13 protein-coding genes and 2 pseudogenes are annotated in these 18,153 nt (G+C 57.4%); 13 read left to right on the top strand and 2 right to left on the bottom strand.

Going from position 1 to position 18,153, the window contains the following annotated elements:
* The first annotated feature begins 85 nt into the window (after positions 1 to 85).
* The 6 genes and pseudogenes from glnA (HMPREF2860_RS09845) to HMPREF2860_RS09815 all read left to right on the top strand — a co-directional run bounded on the left by glnA (HMPREF2860_RS09845) (position 86) and on the right by HMPREF2860_RS09815 (position 6,201).
* Positions 86 to 1,522 (top strand): type I glutamate--ammonia ligase, encoded by a 1,437-nt coding sequence (glnA, locus tag HMPREF2860_RS09845; protein ID WP_038625898.1) that lies wholly within the window; start codon positions 86 to 88, stop codon positions 1,520 to 1,522.
* Positions 1,523 to 2,043: 521 nt separating this feature from the next.
* Positions 2,044 to 2,937: pseudogene (locus HMPREF2860_RS09835) on the top strand (tyramine oxidase subunit B); the annotation flags it as partial.
* A 161-nt stretch (positions 2,938 to 3,098) separates the two neighbouring features.
* Positions 3,099 to 4,556: a type I glutamate--ammonia ligase gene (glnA, locus tag HMPREF2860_RS09830; protein ID WP_070628860.1), complete on the top strand. Its 1,458-nt coding sequence runs from the start codon at positions 3,099 to 3,101 to the stop codon at positions 4,554 to 4,556.
* Between the two features lie 172 nt (positions 4,557 to 4,728).
* On the top strand, positions 4,729 to 4,923 hold the full coding sequence (locus HMPREF2860_RS09825; protein WP_038625912.1) for a PspC domain-containing protein: 195 nt from the start codon (positions 4,729 to 4,731) through the stop codon (positions 4,921 to 4,923).
* 51 nt (positions 4,924 to 4,974) lie between these two features.
* Complete coding sequence (locus HMPREF2860_RS09820) at positions 4,975 to 5,265, top strand: PspC domain-containing protein (RefSeq protein ID WP_049181591.1); 291 nt, start codon at positions 4,975 to 4,977, stop codon at positions 5,263 to 5,265.
* Positions 5,266 to 5,574: 309 nt separating this feature from the next.
* Positions 5,575 to 6,201 carry a hypothetical protein gene (locus HMPREF2860_RS09815; protein WP_049181593.1) on the top strand — a complete coding sequence of 209 codons (627 nt, stop codon included), beginning with the start codon at positions 5,575 to 5,577 and terminating at the stop codon, positions 6,199 to 6,201.
* A gap of 99 nt (positions 6,202 to 6,300) precedes the next feature.
* Here the strand turns inward: HMPREF2860_RS09815 and HMPREF2860_RS09810 are convergent, their stop codons facing one another.
* The gene (locus HMPREF2860_RS09810) at positions 6,301 to 6,918 is read right to left on the bottom strand and encodes a DNA-3-methyladenine glycosylase I (protein ID WP_049181595.1); all 618 of its coding nucleotides are present in this window, start codon (positions 6,916 to 6,918) and stop codon (positions 6,301 to 6,303) included.
* A 52-nt stretch (positions 6,919 to 6,970) separates the two neighbouring features.
* The gene (locus HMPREF2860_RS09805) at positions 6,971 to 7,888 is read right to left on the bottom strand and encodes a 2-dehydropantoate 2-reductase (RefSeq protein WP_070628859.1); all 918 of its coding nucleotides are present in this window, start codon (positions 7,886 to 7,888) and stop codon (positions 6,971 to 6,973) included.
* 262 nt (positions 7,889 to 8,150) lie between these two features.
* Here HMPREF2860_RS09805 and HMPREF2860_RS09800 point away from each other — a divergent pair, with 262 nt between their 5' ends.
* From HMPREF2860_RS09800 to thrC, 7 genes and pseudogenes are all read left to right on the top strand, one after another.
* Complete coding sequence (locus tag HMPREF2860_RS09800; protein WP_038625924.1) at positions 8,151 to 10,271, top strand: glucose PTS transporter subunit IIA; 2,121 nt, start codon at positions 8,151 to 8,153, stop codon at positions 10,269 to 10,271.
* A 41-nt stretch (positions 10,272 to 10,312) separates the two neighbouring features.
* Positions 10,313 to 11,152: pseudogene (locus tag HMPREF2860_RS11305) on the top strand (PRD domain-containing protein); the annotation flags it as partial.
* 177 nt (positions 11,153 to 11,329) lie between these two features.
* Positions 11,330 to 11,596 carry an HPr family phosphocarrier protein gene (locus HMPREF2860_RS11300; protein WP_239393073.1) on the top strand — a complete coding sequence of 89 codons (267 nt, stop codon included), beginning with the start codon at positions 11,330 to 11,332 and terminating at the stop codon, positions 11,594 to 11,596.
* Positions 11,597 to 11,684: 88 nt separating this feature from the next.
* Positions 11,685 to 13,376, top strand: coding sequence for a phosphoenolpyruvate--protein phosphotransferase (gene ptsP, locus HMPREF2860_RS09790; RefSeq protein ID WP_038625926.1), 1,692 nt, complete (start codon positions 11,685 to 11,687; stop codon positions 13,374 to 13,376).
* A 464-nt stretch (positions 13,377 to 13,840) separates the two neighbouring features.
* Complete coding sequence (gene brnQ, locus HMPREF2860_RS09785; protein WP_070628857.1) at positions 13,841 to 15,244, top strand: branched-chain amino acid transport system II carrier protein; 1,404 nt, start codon at positions 13,841 to 13,843, stop codon at positions 15,242 to 15,244.
* An 80-nt stretch (positions 15,245 to 15,324) separates the two neighbouring features.
* Positions 15,325 to 16,569 carry a dicarboxylate/amino acid:cation symporter gene (locus HMPREF2860_RS09780; RefSeq protein ID WP_038625930.1) on the top strand — a complete coding sequence of 415 codons (1,245 nt, stop codon included), beginning with the start codon at positions 15,325 to 15,327 and terminating at the stop codon, positions 16,567 to 16,569.
* A gap of 123 nt (positions 16,570 to 16,692) precedes the next feature.
* On the top strand, positions 16,693 to 18,141 hold the full coding sequence (gene thrC, locus HMPREF2860_RS09775; RefSeq protein ID WP_070628856.1) for a threonine synthase: 1,449 nt from the start codon (positions 16,693 to 16,695) through the stop codon (positions 18,139 to 18,141).
* The last annotated feature ends 12 nt before the right edge of the window (positions 18,142 to 18,153 follow it).

Genomic DNA, 18,153 nt, shown 5'->3' with positions numbered 1-18,153 from the left:
GTCCTTGACAGCGCGGCAGGTGCACGAAACATCGTGCAAGAATTCCCTGCTGTGTACTAAACAAGGCCAACTAAGGAGACCGCACATGTCCTTCAAAACTCCCGAGGAAGTAGTCGCATATATCAAGGAAGAGGGCGTCGAGTTCGTAGACGTCCGCTTCACGGATGTTCCCGGCATCGAGCAGCACTTCACCATCCCGGCATCCGCATTTGACGAGGACGCGATGGCCGAAGGCCTGGCATTCGACGGTTCCTCGATTCGTGGTTTCACTTCCATCGACGAGTCCGACATGGCTCTGCTGCCCGACCTGAGCACCGCGCGCATTGACCCGTTCCGCAAGGCGAAGACCTTGAACGTCAAATTCTTCGTCCACGATCCGTTTACCCTCGAGCCGTTCTCCCGCGACCCGCGTAACGTCGCCAAGAAGGCGGAGGAATACCTCATCTCCACCGGCATCGCCGACACCTGCTTCTTCGGCGCCGAGGCGGAGTTTTACATCTTCGACAACGTCAAGTTCGAGACCGACACCAACCGCGGCTTCTACGAAGTTGATTCCATCGAAGGCTGGTGGAACCGCGGCAAGGACCAGAACCTGGACGGCTCTGCAAACCTGGGTTACAAGACTCGCCTGAAGGGCGGCTACTTCCCTACCGCTCCGTACGACCACTACCAGGACCTGCGCGACAAGATGTGCCTGAAGCTCGCTGATGCCGGCTTCGACCTGGAGCGCGCCCACCACGAGGTCGGCACTGGTGGCCAGCAGGAGATCAACTACAAGTTCAACACGATGTTGCACGCTGCAGACGACCTGCAGACCTTCAAGTACATCATCAAGAACACCGCCTGGGAAGAGGGCAAGTCCGTCACCTTTATGCCGAAGCCGCTGGCTGGCGACAACGGCTCGGGCATGCACGCTCACCAGTCGCTGTGGAAGGACGGCAAGCCGCTGTTCCACGATGAGGCCGGTTACGCAGGCCTGTCGGACATTGCTCGCTGGTACATCGGCGGCATCCTGCACCACGCAGGTGCGGTACTGGCCTTCACCAACCCGACCCTGAACTCCTACCACCGCCTGGTCAAGGGCTTCGAGGCTCCGATTAACCTGGTCTACTCGCAGCGCAATCGCTCTGCCGCTGTTCGCATTCCGATCACCGGCTCCAACCCGAAGGCAAAGCGCATCGAGTTCCGCGCCCCGGATCCGTCGGGCAACCCGTATCTTGGTTTCGCCGCCATGATGATGGCCGGACTGGACGGCGTGAAGAACCGCATCGAGCCGCACGCTCCGGTCGACAAGGACCTTTACGAGCTCCCGCCGGAGGAAGCCGCCGACATCCCGCAGGCTCCAACCTCTCTCGAGGCCGCGCTCGAGGCTCTGCGCAACGACCACGAGTTCCTGCTCGAGGGCGATGTCTTCACCGAGGACCTCATCCAGACCTACATCGACTACAAGTACGAAAACGAGATCGAGCCGGTTCGCCTTCGCCCGACTCCGCAGGAATACGAAATGTACTACGACTGCTAGAGTTTTCGCTTCACGACGACCACAGCGAGCAGCACCCATTGCTCCTCATGGCCGCCCAATGAGCTTGTTAGATGCCGCCTGACCACAGTTAATGTGGCCAGGCGGTTTTTCGTTGCGGCCATGCTGGCTGCGGGTGCCTGGGCCCGCATACGCGCGCATATGTGAGCACGAATTTGTGCGCGATTCCGGGCCACTTCCCTGAACAGGACCATATACCACCACAAAAGGGCCGCACCTCCTGCACGAGTAGAGTCGCGCACTCTCCTCCCCGGTCTTATCGATGCAATATTCACTTGTCGATGCGCTATAGCGTGGCCATATGTGAACAGCGTATCGACAAGTGACAGGGTGGGGAGAACACCGTGCGCATAAGAGCCGGACAGTTATCGAGAAGTGACGAAAAATCGTCGACAAGTGAAGGAAAACCATCGATAGGTGCCAGAAAATTGGCCATAAGTGCGAGGGTGGCGCTAGGGAGAACGCGAGGGACGAATGCGGGGGCGGCTACCAAGGGTGGATTCGGTGGTCGCTTCAATGGCGCAGGCGTGAAGTAGTACGGCTCCAATGCCGATAACCGCCAGAAGGACCTGCCACGTTCGATTCACCTGTTCATTCTCAACGATGCAATTACGGGTGCACCGAAGGCTGTCATGTCGGCAAACCTCCTTTCGGCATACCGCACTGGCGCTGTCCCGGGTGTCGGCGTCAAGCACCTGGCCGTCGAAGATGCCGAGGTCGTTGGCATCATTGGCCCGGGTGTTATGAGCCGCACCATTCTCGGCTCTGCTATGTCGCAGCGTCCGAGCATCAAGAAGGTTAAGGTCAAGGGCCGCTCCCAGGCTTCGACCCAGAAAGCTGTCGATTGGATTAAGAACGAGTTTCCACAGCTTGAAGAGGTCCGTATCGTCGAGACCGAAGAAGAGGCCATCCGCGACTCCGACATCCTCATCGCCGGCACCTCGACTTCCTCCGATGGCCCGTCCGGTTTCCCGTACTTCAAGAAGGAGTACCTGAAGCCCGGCGCGCTGCTGCTCATGCCGGCCGCTGCACGCCTCGACGACGACTTCGTGCGTTCCGACGACTGCAACCTCGTCGTTGACTACACCGGCCTGTACGAAGAGTGGTTCAACGAAAACGGCCCAGACGTGACCTATGAGCACTTGCTCGGTATTCCGGGTAACCGCTGGTGGGACATGAAGGAAGAGGGCACTCTTCCCGCCGAGAAGCTTGTCAACATTGGCGATATCGCCTCCGGTAAGGCTCCGGGACGCCAGAACGACGAGGAAATCTTCTGCTACTCCATCGGAGGCATGCCAGTCGAGGACGTCGCCTGGGCCACCGATGTCTACGACAACGCCCTGACAAAGGGCATCGGCACCAAGCTGAACCTGTGGGATGTTCCACTGCTGAAGTAGCTGACGCGGACTGTGTGGGCTCGATTAACCATGAGGTCGAGCGCCACCTCAACGCTCCACCCCACGCACAAACAAGCCGCACAATTTCATAGTGACCAGCAAGTTCGACAAGACGACCAACAAGCTCAACAAGCTAGACGCGAAGTAGGCGAGTTTTACCAATGGGTAAGTTCAGACCCAGCAGTGACCAGACAACTCCGGAAGGGATCCAACGATTCATCCGGGACAATGACATTCGCTGGGTAGACGTCCAGTTCACCGACGTTCCCGGCATCGAACAGCACCTGACCGTTCCGGTATCCGAGTTTGATGAGGACTCAGCCTATGAGGGCCTCGCCTTCGACGGATCGTCCATTGCGGGTTACACCTCGGTGGATAACTCCGACATGATGCTGCTGCCCGACCTGGACACGGCTTTCATCGACCCGTTCCGCAAGTCGAAGACGCTGAACATGAAGTTCTTCGTCCACGACCCGCACACCCGCGAGCCGTTTAGCCGCGACCCGCGCAATATTGCTCGTAAGGCCGAGAACTACCTGAACAAACTGGGCTTCGCCGATACCTGTAATTTCGGCGCTGAGGCAGAGTTCTACATCTTCGACTCCGTCCGATACGACGCCACTTCGAACAAGTCATTCCACGAGGTGGACTCGGTTGAGGGCTGGTGGAACTCCGGTGTGAAGGTAAACCCGGACGGATCGCGCAACCTTGGCCACAAGGTACGCACCAAGGGTGGCTACTTCCCTACTGCTCCGTATGACCATATGCAGGATCTTCGTGACGAAATCGGTGAGCACCTGCAGGATGTTGGCTTCCATGTTGAGCGCTCTCACCACGAGATGGGCTCGGGTGGCCAGCAGGAGATTAACTACCGTTTCAATACTCTGCTGCACGCCGCCGATGACATGCAGACTTTCAAGTACGTGGTGAAGAACACCGCCAAGTTCAACCAGAAGTCCGCTACCTTCATGCCGAAGCCGTTGGCTGGCGATGGCGGCTCTGGTATGCACATCCACCAGTCGCTGTGGAAGGATGGTAAGCCGCTGTTCCACGATGAAAACGGTTACGGTGGCCTGTCGGACATGGCGCGCTACTACATTGGCGGCATCCTGAAGCACGCCGGCGCAGTCCTGGCTTTCACCAACCCGACGATGAACAGCTACCACCGTCTGGTTCCGGGATTCGAGGCCCCCGTCAACTTGGTCTACAGCCAGGAGAACCGCTCGGCTGCCATCCGCATCCCGATTACCGGCGCAAACCCGAAGGCCAAGCGCATCGAGTTCCGCGCTCCGGACCCGTCGGGCAACCCGTACTTGGCTTTCACCGCCGCAATGATGGCTGGTCTCGACGGCATCAAGAACCGCATCGAGCCGGGCAAGCCGATTGACAAGGATCTCTACGAGCTGCCGCCAGAGACACTCAAGGATGTTCCCACCGTCCCGCATTCGCTGGAGGGTGCCCTCAACGCACTGGAGGAGGACCACGAGTTCCTGCTCGCCGGTGACGTCTTCACAAAGGACCTCATCGACGCGCACATCCGCTACAAGTTCGAGCACGAGATTATGCCGGCACGTCTGCGCCCGACAACGCAGGAGTTCGAGCTCTACTACGACTGCTAGCACTCGCCCAGTAAAACTCGCTTGACGACGCCCACACCGCTACCCCACCTAACCGTCTTGGGGCAGCGGTGTTTTTAGCTGGGGCATGCTGTTTTAGTCGGAACATTTAGTGAACATTTAGTAGAGCTAGCACCACTGCGAACTAAACGGATTAGGGCTACCCTTGATAAGTATGAACAACAAGTCACTGACCCGTTCCACCAATAACAAAATGGTTGCCGGTGTGCTCGGTGGGTTCGCTGAGTATTTCAACTGGGATGCGACTTTGCTGCGCGTTATATTTGTCGCGTCTTTCCTGATGCCGGGCCCGCAGTTTCTTCTCTACATTGCAGCATGGATTATCATGCCGAAGGAAACTTACGTATAAGCGCAATCAACCGGAAATACCTAAATATCCATACCTCGGAGTATTTATCTAATGAGCGACGCCGCTCCCGAAAGATCCACCAAGAAAATTTACCGCTCGCGTAATGACCGCCTCCTCGGTGGCGTCCTCGCAGGAATTGCGGAAAGCCAAGGTTGGGATATCACTTTCACGCGAATGGTCTATATCATCCTCCCCTGCGTTGGATCGATGCTTGGCTGGAAGATTGGCGCTGGATTCCTAGCTCTTTACCTTTTGGCATGGTTCGTCCTGCCAGATGGCAAGTACACGCTTGACGACGATGCCCGCAGCTCCAACCCCACGGGGAAAGAAAATAAGCAATAAACATCAAGCTTAATAAGATTGATACCTTTCCGTTACTCGCAACGCCCTCACCAGCACTATTCCAATTTCGCAATCACGTAAATTCGGTAACAAATAGTGCATAAAGTACACAGATTCACGCAGTTTGACTTGCACAAGCCTCAGAATTACCTAGTGTTCTTTCTGTAGGGCTTTGAAGCCACACCATCTTCCAATGCCTGATATTCGAAAGAATTGTCGTTTTCTCTTTGAATTTAATATCGGGCAAATAGTGGAACATGCCAATAATTGAATAGGTAACTTAGTTAGCTCTCAAGAAAGTGGTTTGAAATGCAGAACAAGAAGATGACCCGTATCGCTACCGCAATCGTCGGCTCCGCCGCTCTTCTCGGCGGCCTGGCTGCATGTTCTTCCGATGATGCACAGGATGCTGCTAACAACGCCAAGGATCAGGCTGGCCAGGTAGCAACCGACGCCACTGATAAGGCTGGCGACGCTATGGACGGCGCTAAGGACAAGGCCGGCGACGCTGCTGACGGCGCTAAGGACAAGGCTAACGAGGCTATGAACGGTCTGGGTCTGGGCGACGCTGCTGGCGAGGATGTGGCAGAATCTGACCTGCCTGGGTCCATCACCGAGGCAGCTTCTTCCTTCACCTCCCCGTACGGTACTGAAGCTGGCGAGTTCAAGTCCGCTAAGAAGGCCGGCGACGCAGTTGCCGCTGAATACGAGAATGTCACCTTCGTTGAGTCCCCGGAGACCAACGGTGCACAGCCACTGATTGGTAAGATTCGCGAGACTTGGGTCGCCAACGGTGCACTGGAAAACGAGATTGGTCTGCCGACCGCTCCGGAGTCCGAGATTGAAAACGGCTGGGAGCAGCCGTTCACTAAGGACACCATGAAGTGGACCTCTGAGGACGGCCAGAACTACTCCGACTCTTACGAGAACAAGTAGTTCTACACGAACCGAAAGATTTTGAGCGTGCCGGGTGGCACGCTCATTTTCTTTCCCTAGCTAGTCACATTCCCCACTCACCTAGTTTCCCCCCCTCGCCTAGTCAAAAACGCCAGATGCACCGCGCCGATGTGCGCCAACAATGTTGATATCGACAATCCCCACGGCAGCCATTGATGCAAAGACCGTGGTGGGGCCTACGAACTTAAAACCGGCTTTCTTCAATGCCTTGGCAAGCGCCTTGGACTCCTCGGAGAAGCTGGGAACCTCTTCGATTGAACGTGGCTCCGGAGACTTCTCCGGTTTAAACGACCACATCAGCTCGGCTAAGCCGCCGTGCTCACGCAGAGCAATAGTCGCCTCGGCGTTATTGATTACTGCGGTTATCTTCCTGCGATTCCGAATGATCCGTTCATCATTCATCAATCTTTCGACATCTTCGTCATCGAAATCAGCAACCGCATCGGGGTCAAAGTTCGCAAAGGCTTGCTGAAACGCGGGCCGCTTCTTCAGAACTGTCTCCCACGACAGTCCTGCCTGAAATACTTCCAGGCTGAGCCGTTCGAATAGTCCTTGCTCATCACGCACCGGCATCCCCCACTCGGTATCGTAATATTCTCTCAGCAGCTCGCTGTGAGCCGCCCACGCCGGTCGAGCCAATTCATCCTCACCGATGATGAGCCCATTGTTTTCCGTGTAGTCCGATCCAATTTTCATCAGTCTTTCCAATCCCCCAATTCCGGTTTGATTTAACTGCGCGTCGCAGCTGTTAATCCTCGTGGTTCTGTTGACGCCCAACCAGAGCGCCAAACACCAGATCGAGTGTCGGTGTTTCCACTGACACCTTCTGCCCCATCCTGCGGATTGCGCCAATCTGGGCATCGAGCTCATTGGCAAGCCCCGCGGTGTAGTCACGCTGCATCGACGAGGTGTTGTCGTACCCCTGAGCATCAGTAAAGGCCAAGGTCCGCGACACGATGTCCTCTGGCAGCGCGACACCGCAGGCTCTACCAACTGCTTCAGTTTCTTCAAACATCCGCGTCAAGCTGTCGCGCATTTCCGAACGCAAGTAACCAATCGGACTATCAGCCAGGGCACCTAGTGCACCGAGGTTAGCCACGAACATCGCCTTTGCCCAGATATCGCCCCAGATATCCGGGAGCTGTTCGCCACCGAGCCCAGCCGTGTGCAATGCCTCGATAACTTCCCCGACCAGGTCATTAGTGGAGCCATCGAATGTGCCGATGCTCAGGCTCATCGGTCCTGGGCGGAAGGTGACTTCCGCAGGGCCAGTGTGAATAAAGAAACCGCGGATAACACCCGGGAACACCTTGTCCTCACCGAACCGCCCCGCTGCCAAATAAGGGATTTCCACCGAGTTATGGGTGGTCACTACCGCAGCTCCAGCCGGAACTTGTGGGAAAGGATCATTGCCCGGCAGCGCCTTGGTTGCCGCAAACACAACATCGACGCCGATGCCATCGGCAGTGAGTTCGTCCCAGTTGTCGGCTGCCTTAACGGGGATAGTGCTGCGTTCCCCGTGCTCGTCGATAAGCGTGAGCCCCGCCTCACGAATACGTGTCAGGGTCTTACCGCGGGCGAGAAAGACAACATCATAGCCCGCTTGCACGAGGCGACCGCCAAACCAGCCGCCCACTGCTCCTACGCCTAAAACTCCAATCCTCATAGCTGCCACCTTACGACTTCCGTGTTGACCGCGAAGGAAGTTGCATGCGGTTGTCCACAGGAAATCCGGGCTGTCCCCAAATGTAAAATTTGGGCTTGAATTACTACCTTGCCAAAACTATGTAAAACGGAGTAGGGTCGAAATCAATAGATATCAACCCAGGGTTGTTACTCTTTTGAGGCAAGACCTGAGGCCCACAGTTTGTGGTGTCTCGGGTCTTTTTTGCGTTTAACGGCCCTGTTTACCGCGAAGGAAGGTCACGATGGGGTCGTCAAAAGATTCCAGCGCGAGGGCAATAGTTGAAAACCTCGGTGGACCCGGAAACATCACAAGCATGACGCACTGTGCGACGCGTCTGCGTTTTGAACTCGGTGATGTCTCCAAGATCAACGAGGACAAGATTGACAACGTGCCGGGCGTACTCGGCGTCGTTCACCAGGGCGACAATCGCTACCAGGTCATCTGTGGCGGTGGCGTCGAATCGATGTACACGGCAATTAAGCACCTACCGGAAATGAAGGGCGCCGGCGCGGTCGCCACTAAATCCGACGCAGATGTAAAGGCAGAGGCCCGTTCAAAGGCACGCGGCAAGTACGCGTGGCTGGACAACTTCTTCGAGTATCTCTCCGATTCCTTCCGCCCGATTCTGGGCGTGCTTCTGGGAGCCTCGCTAATCATCGCGATTGCGGCTGTACTCGACGCATTCGGAGTCGTTGATTTCCGCGCCGATGATAAGTCCGCTACTTGGATCTTTGTTGATGCCATGTGGCGCAGCGTCTTCTACTTCCTGCCAATCATGGTCGCCTACAATGCGGCGAAGAAACTACGGGTGGATCCATGGCTAGGTGCAGCCATTATGGCTGCACTGATGACGCCGGAGTTTATGAGCCTGAGCGATACTGAGCGCTTCCCCGACACTGTCCGGGAAGTCAACGAATCGCTGGGCACTGAGGCTTTCACCGCCAACATTTTTGGTCTGCCGATGCAGCTCAACGACTATGGTGGACAGGTCTTCGTACCGCTGATTATGGTCGCGATCCTGGCTGTGGTTTACCACAACTTGAAGAAGGTCTTCCCGGAAAACGTCCAGATGGTCTTCGTACCGTTTATCTCCATGCTGATCATGATTCCGCTGACCGCCTTCCTCATTGGCCCATTGGGCATCTGGCTGGGTAACGGTATCGGCGCAGGACTGGCATGGATGAACTCGCACGCACCGTTCGTGTTCGCAATTCTGATCCCGATGCTCTACCCGTTCCTGGTGCCGCTGGGCCTGCACTGGCCGCTGAATGCGCTGATGCTGGTCAATATCCAGACGCTCGGCTACGACTTCATCCAAGGCCCAATGGGCACCTGGAACTTCGCCTGCTTCGGCGCAACCGCCGGTGTGCTGGTTCTTTCCATGCGCGACCGCGACACTCAGATGCGCCAGACGGCAACCGGTGCACTCGCCGCTGGTCTCTTCGGTGGTATCTCCGAGCCGTCCCTCTACGGTATTCACCTACGCTTCAAGCGGATCTACCCGCGCATGCTGCTCGGCTGTTTCGCCGGTGGTCTGACCATCGCCATTCTTTCCGCTCCGTACGAGGGCGTCCAGACCAACGCGTTCGTCTTCACCTCGCTGCTGACCACCGTCGTGTTCAAGCCGATGTGGGTCTACGCCATCTCCATCGCCGTGGCATTCTTCGTCGCCATGTTCGCAATCATCCTCACCGACTACCGCACACCAGAGCAGAAGGCAGAGGCCGAGGCCGCACGCGCTGCAGAGCTTGACGACGAGCCCCGCGACGACACCCCACACGCTGCCTCCAGTGGCTCCGATTCCACTCCGGCGGAGGCTTCCGGTGACCCTGGTACCAACACCGAGGCTGTCGCACCGGCTGCCGCAGCAGCTGGCGTCGGTGGTGCCGCAACGGCCGTTGCTACCAAGCCTGTACAAGTACAGGCCCCAGTTGCCGGTGAGGTTGTCAACCTTGCCGATGCCGGCGACGCGGTCTTTGCCTCCGGTGCTCTCGGTGACGGTGTCGGAATCAAGCCGACCAGTTCCACCGTGGTCGCCCCCGTATCGGGCACGTTGATGACCGTGGCCAAGACCGGTCACGCCTTCGGCATTAAGACCGATGACGGTGTGGAGGTACTCGTCCACGTCGGTATTGACACGGTCAAGATGGCCGGTGAGGGCTTCGATGTCCAGGTTTCCAAGAAGCAGCACGTCCAGGCCGGCGATGTTCTTGCCGAAGTCGATTTCGACAAGGTCAAGGAAGCTGGTTACCCAACCACGACACTGATGACCATCACCAATACCAAGAAGCTGACCAAGGTTTCCCCGGTCGCCGGCATCTCCGTCCACGCCGGCGACACGGTCATCGAAGTTCAGCCATAATTGATTTCTAGAAGGCATACCGGCCTGAAATCCCTCAACTTATGGAGGAGTTCACGGTTACCGACATGGAAATCTTAAGAGTATTCAATAACAACGTGGTCCTGGCCAAGGACGCGGCCGGCGAGAAAATCATCACCGGCCGCGGCATTGGCTTCAAGGCCCGCCCGGGGCAGTCGGTTGATTCGAGCAAAGTTGTTCGAATCTTTGTCCCAGCGGAAGGCCGCGATCCAGACCATATTGCCACGATGCTCACAGAGATTCCGTTGGCCCACATCACTCTTGTGACCGATGCGGTAACCGCGGCCGGTCTGCCGGAATCAATGACAAAGAACGCTTCCCTTCTTGTGGCGTTGGCCGATCACATTGGTTTCGCCATCATGAGGGCAGCTAACGGGCAGCGAGCTGATTACCCGCTGCTCGCGGAAGTCAGCCAACTTTATAGTGAAGAGTACGCGCAGGCGCAGGCCATTTTGTCGCATATCAATCGCGCTCTCAATGACCGTCGTATAGCGCCATTGCCCCGCTCAGAATCGGTGGCAATTACGTTACACCTGGTCAATGCTGGTTTTTCTACAGGCGATTTGAGCTTCACCTACACCATGACGGGCGTGCTGCAGCAGCTGCTCACAATCATTGAAAGTGATTTTGACATCACGCTGGAGCCAGAGACTGTCAATGTGGGACGCTTCATCACGCACCTGCGCTACCTGTTCGTCCGGATTGCCAAGCATGAGCAGTTGAAAGACCACTCCTCCGCTATTGGCCAGGCCATCCGTGACTCTTCCCCAGAGGCATATCGTTGCGCACAGCGCATATCCGCAGTCATTGAACTGCGTCTGGGGTCGGGGCTAACGGAAGACGAAATTTCCTACCTCACCCTGCACATTGCACGCATTGTGCAGGCAGCGGCTGTATCTCCCACCGCCTCCGGGGTTTCCCGAAGCGTGCGCGACGTTGATGCTAAGCAAGCACCAGCGGGCGGCGCACCCGCGGTGGGGTGTACAGGCTCTGTGCCTGAGTCAGAGAATTCCACACACTCGACCCGAAAGGATTCAACCATGATTACTCGTACCGCTACCATCGGTTCCTCCGTAGGCCTGCACGCTCGCCCGGCTTCCCTGTTCACTCAGGCTGCTGCTGAGTACGACTACGACATTGTCATTTCCCTCGATGACGAAGAGGCCGATGCCGCTTCGATCCTGGAGGTCATGACCCTCGGCGCTAAGCACGGTGATGAAGTCACGCTGAGCTGTGAGGACGACTCCGCAGCTACAGCTCTGGACGAGCTCGCTGCCATGCTCGAGCGCGACCTGGATGCCGAGTAAGCCCAGCTACAACACTCCTGGATAACACCACGGCACACCACGACCGACGGGTCTCCCCGCAGAGGTCCCGAAAAGGAGATCGGAAGCAATGAACGAGCAGCACACTGTCATCTATGGCATCGGTGTCTCGACCGGTACGGCCAGCGCTGAAGTAGTAAAGGTACTCCCCGCTCCGGGAGTTGATACCCAAGAGCCGTCGTCGACCGACCCTGTCGCCGATGGTGAGCGCGTCCGCGCAGCGATGGCCAACGTCGCAGAGTCGCTGAAGAAGCAGGCTGAGCATTCCAGCCCGCAGGCGCGTCCGATTCTGGAGGCCACTGCGCAACTGGCTTCCGATAGGGCACTCGCCAAGGCTGTGGTAAAGAAACTCAAGGCGGGCTCCGGCGTCACCCAGGCAGTTCACGATGCCGTTGAGGACTACGCGCAGCTCCTCTCAAGCCTCGGCGGCTACATGGCTGAACGTGTCACCGACCTCTACGATGTTCGCGACCGCACAATTTGCGAGCTGCGTGGCCTGCCAAAGCCGGGCGTCCCGGATGTCTCCACCCCCACTATTCTGCTTGCCGACGATCTCGCGCCCGCCGAAACCGTGGGGCTTGATCCCGAGTTGGTCGTAGGCATCGCCACCGCTGGTGGCGGGCCGACCAGCCACACGGCTATCCTCGCAGCTCAGCTGGGCATTCCGGCCGTCGTTAAGGCGAAGGGCGTCATGGAACTTGAGGCCGGTACCTTTGTCGCCATTGACGGTGGTGCCGGTGAGGTGATTGCGAATCCGACCGCCGATGAGGTCGCCGAGTTGGAAGAGCGCGCTCGTCGCCGGGAAGCCGCCCTGGCGCAGTCTGTGGGCGCAGGCAAAACCGCTGATGGTTACCCTGTGAATCTGCTGGCCAACATTGGTACGGCGGAAGATGGTGAGTCTGCAGCAGCGCAGGATAATGAGGGCACCGGCCTGTTCCGTACTGAGTTCCTTTTCCTCGACCGCGACAAGGCTCCGAGTTTGGAAGAACAAACGGAAACCTACACTCGTGTGCTGAAGGCATTCGGTGAGCGACGCGTGGTTGTGCGCACACTGGATGCGGGTGCGGATAAGCCGCTGAGCTTTGCCGACCTAGGCGAGGAAGAAAACCCGGCGCTGGGTCGCCGCGGACTGCGCCTGTCGCAGGCTCGGGAAGATTTGCTGGATACGCAGCTGGATGCACTCGCCGCTGCGTTTGATGCCACCGGCCGTAAGGCTGACCTGCGGGTTATGGCTCCGATGATAGCAACGGTCGAAGAAACAAAGTGGTTTGCGGACAGGGCGCGTGAGCGTGGCCTGCCGAAGGTCGGCATCATGATTGAGGTCCCCGCAGCAGCAATTCGCGCGAAGCAGCTGCTGTCCATTGTGGACTTTGCCTCCATTGGTACTAACGACTTGTCGCAGTACACTATGGCGGCCGACCGCATGCAGGGGGCTCTGGCGGATCTGCTTTCCCCGTGGCAACCAGCGGTACTGCAAATGATTAAGTCCGCATGCAAGGGCGGCAATGCTACCGGCAAGCCCATTAGTGTCTGCGGTGAAGCCGGCGGTGACCCGCTGCTGGCACTGGTCCTGGTGGGTCTCGGCGTGAGCTCGCTGTCCATGGCTTCCAAGAAGGTACCGGCCGTCCGCGCCGCTCTCCGCCTCCACGACCGCGCTACCTGCCAGCAGATGGCAGCGTACGCTGTCGATGCCGAGACTGCGGCCGATGCGAAGGCCGCAGTGACCGCGCTGGTGGATCCGAAGGTGAAGGATCTGCTGTAGAGCGACGGAATTATTACTGAGCCTGGCGCACACACGGTCAGCGTAAAGTGTGTGCCAGGCTCTTTCTTTATTGGCGCATCGAACGATCACGAGCAGCGAACTTTCTGGGAATTTTCTTGATTTTCCCTCTCTCGAACGCCCCATTAGGATAAATAGAGTGCCTTCGTCGGCACCACCAACGCCGTCGAAGCCCCTTAATAGTTCAAATAAAGACGGCTCATACAAGCCACAACTTAATTCACGCAACAGGCTCCACCCAGCCCGTGACAATTCACAATTTCACATTAAAGTGTCAGTTTTCGGCATCGTGGCCTGTCATCTACATGGGCACACGAACTGCAATTGCGCTGCTGTAACGGGCGTTTGCGCCACCGCAGCACCAGCAACAACGGCGTCGCCACAGCAGCATGCAGCATCGCCCTTGACCTTATGGGCGACACTAATTTAGAAAGAACACAATTCTCATGACCAAGTCGAGCGGAGTGGAGTCCCCGAAGTCTTTCGCTTCCATAATCGTTGTTACAGCGCTCATGCTGTTTTCGATGTTCTTCGGCGCGGGCAACCTCATCTTCCCGCCGAAGCTCGGAGTGGATTCCGGTACCAACTTTGGCCCCTCAATCACCGGCTTCCTGCTCACCGGTGTGGCGTTGCCAGTTCTGGCCATCATTGCGATCGCCATTTCAGGCAGCAATTTACGTGACCTAGCGTTCCGCGCGGGCCGCATCTTTTCCCTGGGCTTCCCGGTAATCGCATACCTTTCCATCGGTGCTTTCTACGCTCTGCCGCGTACCGGTGCCGTGTCGTACGAAACCGGTGTCCAGCCGATTTTCGGCAGTGATTCGCTGGCCGCCGCTGCGTCCTTCTACTTTGTTTTCTTCGGTATCGCGTTGGCATTGGCGTGGAATCCGAATGAAATTGTGTCCAAACTGGGCAAGATTCTCACCCCGGCTCTGCTGATTCTCTTGGTTGTATTGGTTGGAATGTCGGCATTCAAATTCGATGCCGCTCCGGCTGCGCCAATTGAAAAGTACTCCTCTACCCCATTTGCCTCCGGCCTAGTCGAGGGCTACCTCACCATGGACTCCATCGCCGGCCTTGCATTCGGCATCATTGTCATTTCTGCCCTCCGCGTCAGCGGTGTCCCAGAGGGCAAGCGTATGGTTCGCGGCACAATGATCTCAGGCCTGTTCGCCGGCATTTTGCTGGCCATCATCTACTTGGGATTGGGCTATGTCGGCCAGGTGCTGCCGAATGCTGCCTCCTTCGATAACGGCTCGGGCATCCTCGCAGAGGCTTCCAAACAGGCCATGGGTCAGGGCGGTCAGATTGTCTTCGGTCTCATCGTTCTGCTGGCATGCATGACCACGGCCGTCGGTCTGATTGCCGCAACCAGTGAGTTCTTCAATCTGCTGCTTCCGGGTATCAGTTACAAGGCCTGGGCGATTGTCTTCACGGTTATGTCCTTCGTAATGGCAACACAGGGGCTGTCTCAGGTACTGGCGATTGCCGCGCCGATTATCACCTTTATTTACCCGCCGGCAATCACGCTGATTGCACTGACACTTCTCGACCCAGTCATTTCCTACTCCTTCAAGCTGTATTACACCTACCGCCTGGGCGTCTGGGTTGCCACCATCTGGTCGGGTATCTCAGTACTCTCCGGTTTGGGTGTCGGCGGTTCTGCTTTGGCGGACTTCCTTAGTCTCGCGCCTGGTCAGACCATCGAGTTCGGATGGTTCCTGCCGACTCTGGCAGCGGTGGTGATTGGTTACGCAATTGACGTCATCACGCGAAAGCAGCGCGCAAATCGCCCGGCGAGTGTGCTTGCCGACGAGGCCGTTACAGAAGAGGTAGCCGAAAAGGCGTAAAACCACACCCGGTCATTTGCGTTGCTTAACGTAAATACCGCACGCTAGAGAAGTAAATTCCATCCGAACAAGGATTGACTATGAGTACCCGAATGCGTTTTACGCAAACGCTCCTATTCCGCGTTATTGTCGCGATTATTCTGGGCATTGTCTGCAGCTTTTTCTTCCCGGAATGGCTGGCTCGAATTTTTGTCACTTTCAATGGCCTCTTTGGTAACTTTCTGGGCTTCTTTATCCCGGTGCTGATTTTTGCCCTCATCACGCCGGCGATTGCCAGCCTGGGCCGTGGTGCCGGAAAGTGGTTGGGTATTACCACTGCTATTGCCTACGGCTCGACGGTGTTTTCGGGCCTATTGGCCTACGCCGCTACCCAGGGGCTCTACCCTTGGCTGCTCGGCGCTGATCAGGCCGGTGCATCGGTGGATATTGATGAGGGCGCGCTGGAGAGCTTCTTCAATGTAGAGATGCCACCGCCGTTTGACGTCATGACCGCCCTGCTGCTGGCTTTCACGGTCGGTGTGGCGATGACCACCGTGAAGTCGGACTCGCTCTACCGCGGTGCGACACAGCTGCGCGATGTGATTATGAAGATCATCTCGGCATTTATCATCCCGCTGCTGCCGGTTTACATCTTCGGCATGTTCCTGTCTATGGGCATGAACGGCAACCTGACCACGACGCTGTCGATGTTCTTCAAGGTGCTCGTTCTGGCAGTCATCGGCACCGTGCTTCTGTTGGCAATCCAGTTCTCCATCGCGGGTGCCATCGCTGGCCGCAGCCCGTGGCAATCCCTGAAGAACATGCTGCCGGCCTACGCCACCGCGCTCGGCACCTCGTCCTCGGCCGCTACCATTCCGGTGACTTACAAGGCCGCGCTGAAGAATGGTGTCTCGGAGAAGGTCGCTGGCTTTACCGTGCCGCTGTGCGCGACCATTCACCTGGCCGGTTCGATGATGAAGATCATCCTGTTCGCGTTTGCGGTGATGTTCATGGCGGACAAGCCGGTTTCGCCGGGTATGGCCATCGGCTTCATTCTCACTTTGGGTATCACCATGATTGCGGCTCCGGGCGTTCCGGGTGGCGCAATTATGGCCGCGGTCGGTGTGCTGCAGTCCATGCTCGGCTTCGATCAGGAGCAGGTCGCTTTGATGATTGCCGCCTACATCGCCATCGACTCCTTCGGTACCGCATGCAATGTCACTGGTGACGGCGCAATTGCCATGATCGTTAACCGCTTCGCCAAGGATGATGTCGTCGACCGTTCCGAAGAGCTCAGCTTCGACGCGGAAGTGGCCAATTCCGCATCTTCCGCAGCCGAGGCCTGACTGGCTTCAGTACATATGTAAAAATTAAAGAAAACATCCATCGGTCAACCCCGCCGCAATCTTTCACAAGGCCTTCTTATAGGCCGATGCGGCGGGTGTTGGCATACATGTAAGGGGCCCGCCTTGGACTTCATTTCGACTCGCGACCCAGAGCGCACGCCACACAAGTTCTCAGACATTCTCCTGGGAGGTCTCGCTAACGACGGCGGCCTCTACCTGCCGGTCGAGTACCCACAGGTTGACGATGCCACTTTGACGCGTTGGCGCTCCGTGCTTGTCGACGACGGTTACGCAGCCTTGGCTGCAGAGGTCGTCAGCCTTTTTGTGGACGACATTCCGCTGGAGGATTTGCGCGGTATCTGTGCACGGGCGTACACCTACCCGAAGTTCTCCGATCCGGATATTGTGCCGGTGACGAAGCTGGAAGATCAGCTCTACATCGGTCACTTGTCCATGGGCCCCACAGCGGCATTCAAGGATATGGCGATGCAGCTGCTCGGTGAGTTCTTCGAGTATGAGCTGGCTCGTCGTGGCGAGACCCTGAATATCCTCGGCGCCACCTCTGGTGACACGGGTTCCTCGGCCGAGTACGCAATGCGTGGCCGTGAGGGAATCAGCGTGTTCATGCTAACGCCGGCTGGTCGAATGACCGCTTTCCAGCAGGCTCAGATGTTTGGTCTGCAGGATGCCAACATTCACAACGTCGCCCTCGACGGTGTCTTCGATGATTGCCAGGACATCGTTAAGGCTGTCTCCGGCGACTTGGATTACAAGGCCAGCCGCCACATTGGCGCAGTCAACTCCATCAACTGGGCTCGCCTGATGGCTCAGATTGTGTACTACGTCTCGTCGTGGATTCGTGTCACTGGCGGCAACGGTGCTGAGGCCGATAACTCGCAGAAGGTCAGCTTCAGTGTGCCGACCGGCAACTTCGGTGATATCTGCGCTGGTCATATTGCACGTCAGATGGGTGTGCCAATTGACCGCCTGATTGTGGCTACCAATGAAAACGATGTCTTGGATGAGTTCTTCCACACGGGCGGCTACCGCGTGCGCAGCGCTGCGGAGACACAGGCGACCTCTTCCCCATCGATGGATATCTCCCGCGCGTCTAACTTCGAGCGTTTCATCTTCGATCTGCTGGGGCGCGATGCTGAGCGGACTGCAGACCTCTTTGGTGTCAAGGTCAAGGAGGGCGGCTTCTCTCTTACTGCTGATCCAATCTTCCCGGAGGCTTCTGCCAAGTACGGGTTCCTCTCCGGTCGTTCCACCCACGCTGACCGCGTCGAGACCATCAAGGACTGCTGGGAGCGCCTGGAGGTCATGGTCGATCCGCACACCGCTGACGGCATCCACGTCGCCCGCGGCCTGGTAGACCAGGTATCCACCCCAATTGTCTGCCTGGAGACCGCCCTGCCGGTGAAATTCTCCGAGACCATCCTGGAAGCCACCGGCCGCGAGCCGGACTGTCCGGAGCGTTTCGCGGACATCATAAATGCCCCACGCCGCGTTACCGAGCTTCCGAACGATGTCGATGTGGTGAAGAAATTCATCGACGACAACGTGGCTTAAAGCCGATCTAGC

It is taken from the genome of Corynebacterium sp. HMSC064E10, from assembly GCF_001812505.1.
GTDB classification, from domain to species: Bacteria; Actinomycetota; Actinomycetes; order Mycobacteriales; family Mycobacteriaceae; genus Corynebacterium; species Corynebacterium amycolatum.
The sequence above is the reverse complement of the archived record's forward strand: the minus strand, read 5'-3'. Positions and strand labels throughout refer to the sequence as shown.

What these genes read in the sequence shown, in the direction of transcription:
- HMPREF2860_RS09780 (WP_038625930.1), top strand. Translation starts at nt 15,325, where the DNA reads ATGAGTACCCGAATGCGTTTTACGCAAACGCTCCTATTCCGCGTTATT.
- HMPREF2860_RS09820 (WP_049181591.1), top strand. Translation starts at nt 4,975, where the DNA reads ATGAGCGACGCCGCTCCCGAAAGATCCACCAAGAAAATTTACCGCTCG.
- HMPREF2860_RS09810 (WP_049181595.1), bottom strand. Translation starts at nt 6,918, where the DNA reads ATGAAAATTGGATCGGACTACACGGAAAACAATGGGCTCATCATCGGT.
- ptsP (WP_038625926.1), top strand. Translation starts at nt 11,685, where the DNA reads ATGAACGAGCAGCACACTGTCATCTATGGCATCGGTGTCTCGACCGGT.
- HMPREF2860_RS09800 (WP_038625924.1), top strand. Translation starts at nt 8,151, where the DNA reads ATGGGGTCGTCAAAAGATTCCAGCGCGAGGGCAATAGTTGAAAACCTC.
- glnA (WP_070628860.1), top strand. Translation starts at nt 3,099, where the DNA reads ATGGGTAAGTTCAGACCCAGCAGTGACCAGACAACTCCGGAAGGGATC.
- HMPREF2860_RS09805 (WP_070628859.1), bottom strand. Translation starts at nt 7,888, where the DNA reads ATGAGGATTGGAGTTTTAGGCGTAGGAGCAGTGGGCGGCTGGTTTGGC.
- HMPREF2860_RS09825 (WP_038625912.1), top strand. Translation starts at nt 4,729, where the DNA reads ATGAACAACAAGTCACTGACCCGTTCCACCAATAACAAAATGGTTGCC.
- glnA (WP_038625898.1), top strand. Translation starts at nt 86, where the DNA reads ATGTCCTTCAAAACTCCCGAGGAAGTAGTCGCATATATCAAGGAAGAG.
- brnQ (WP_070628857.1), top strand. Translation starts at nt 13,841, where the DNA reads ATGACCAAGTCGAGCGGAGTGGAGTCCCCGAAGTCTTTCGCTTCCATA.
- HMPREF2860_RS09815 (WP_049181593.1), top strand. Translation starts at nt 5,575, where the DNA reads ATGCAGAACAAGAAGATGACCCGTATCGCTACCGCAATCGTCGGCTCC.
- HMPREF2860_RS11300 (WP_239393073.1), top strand. Translation starts at nt 11,330, where the DNA reads ATGATTACTCGTACCGCTACCATCGGTTCCTCCGTAGGCCTGCACGCT.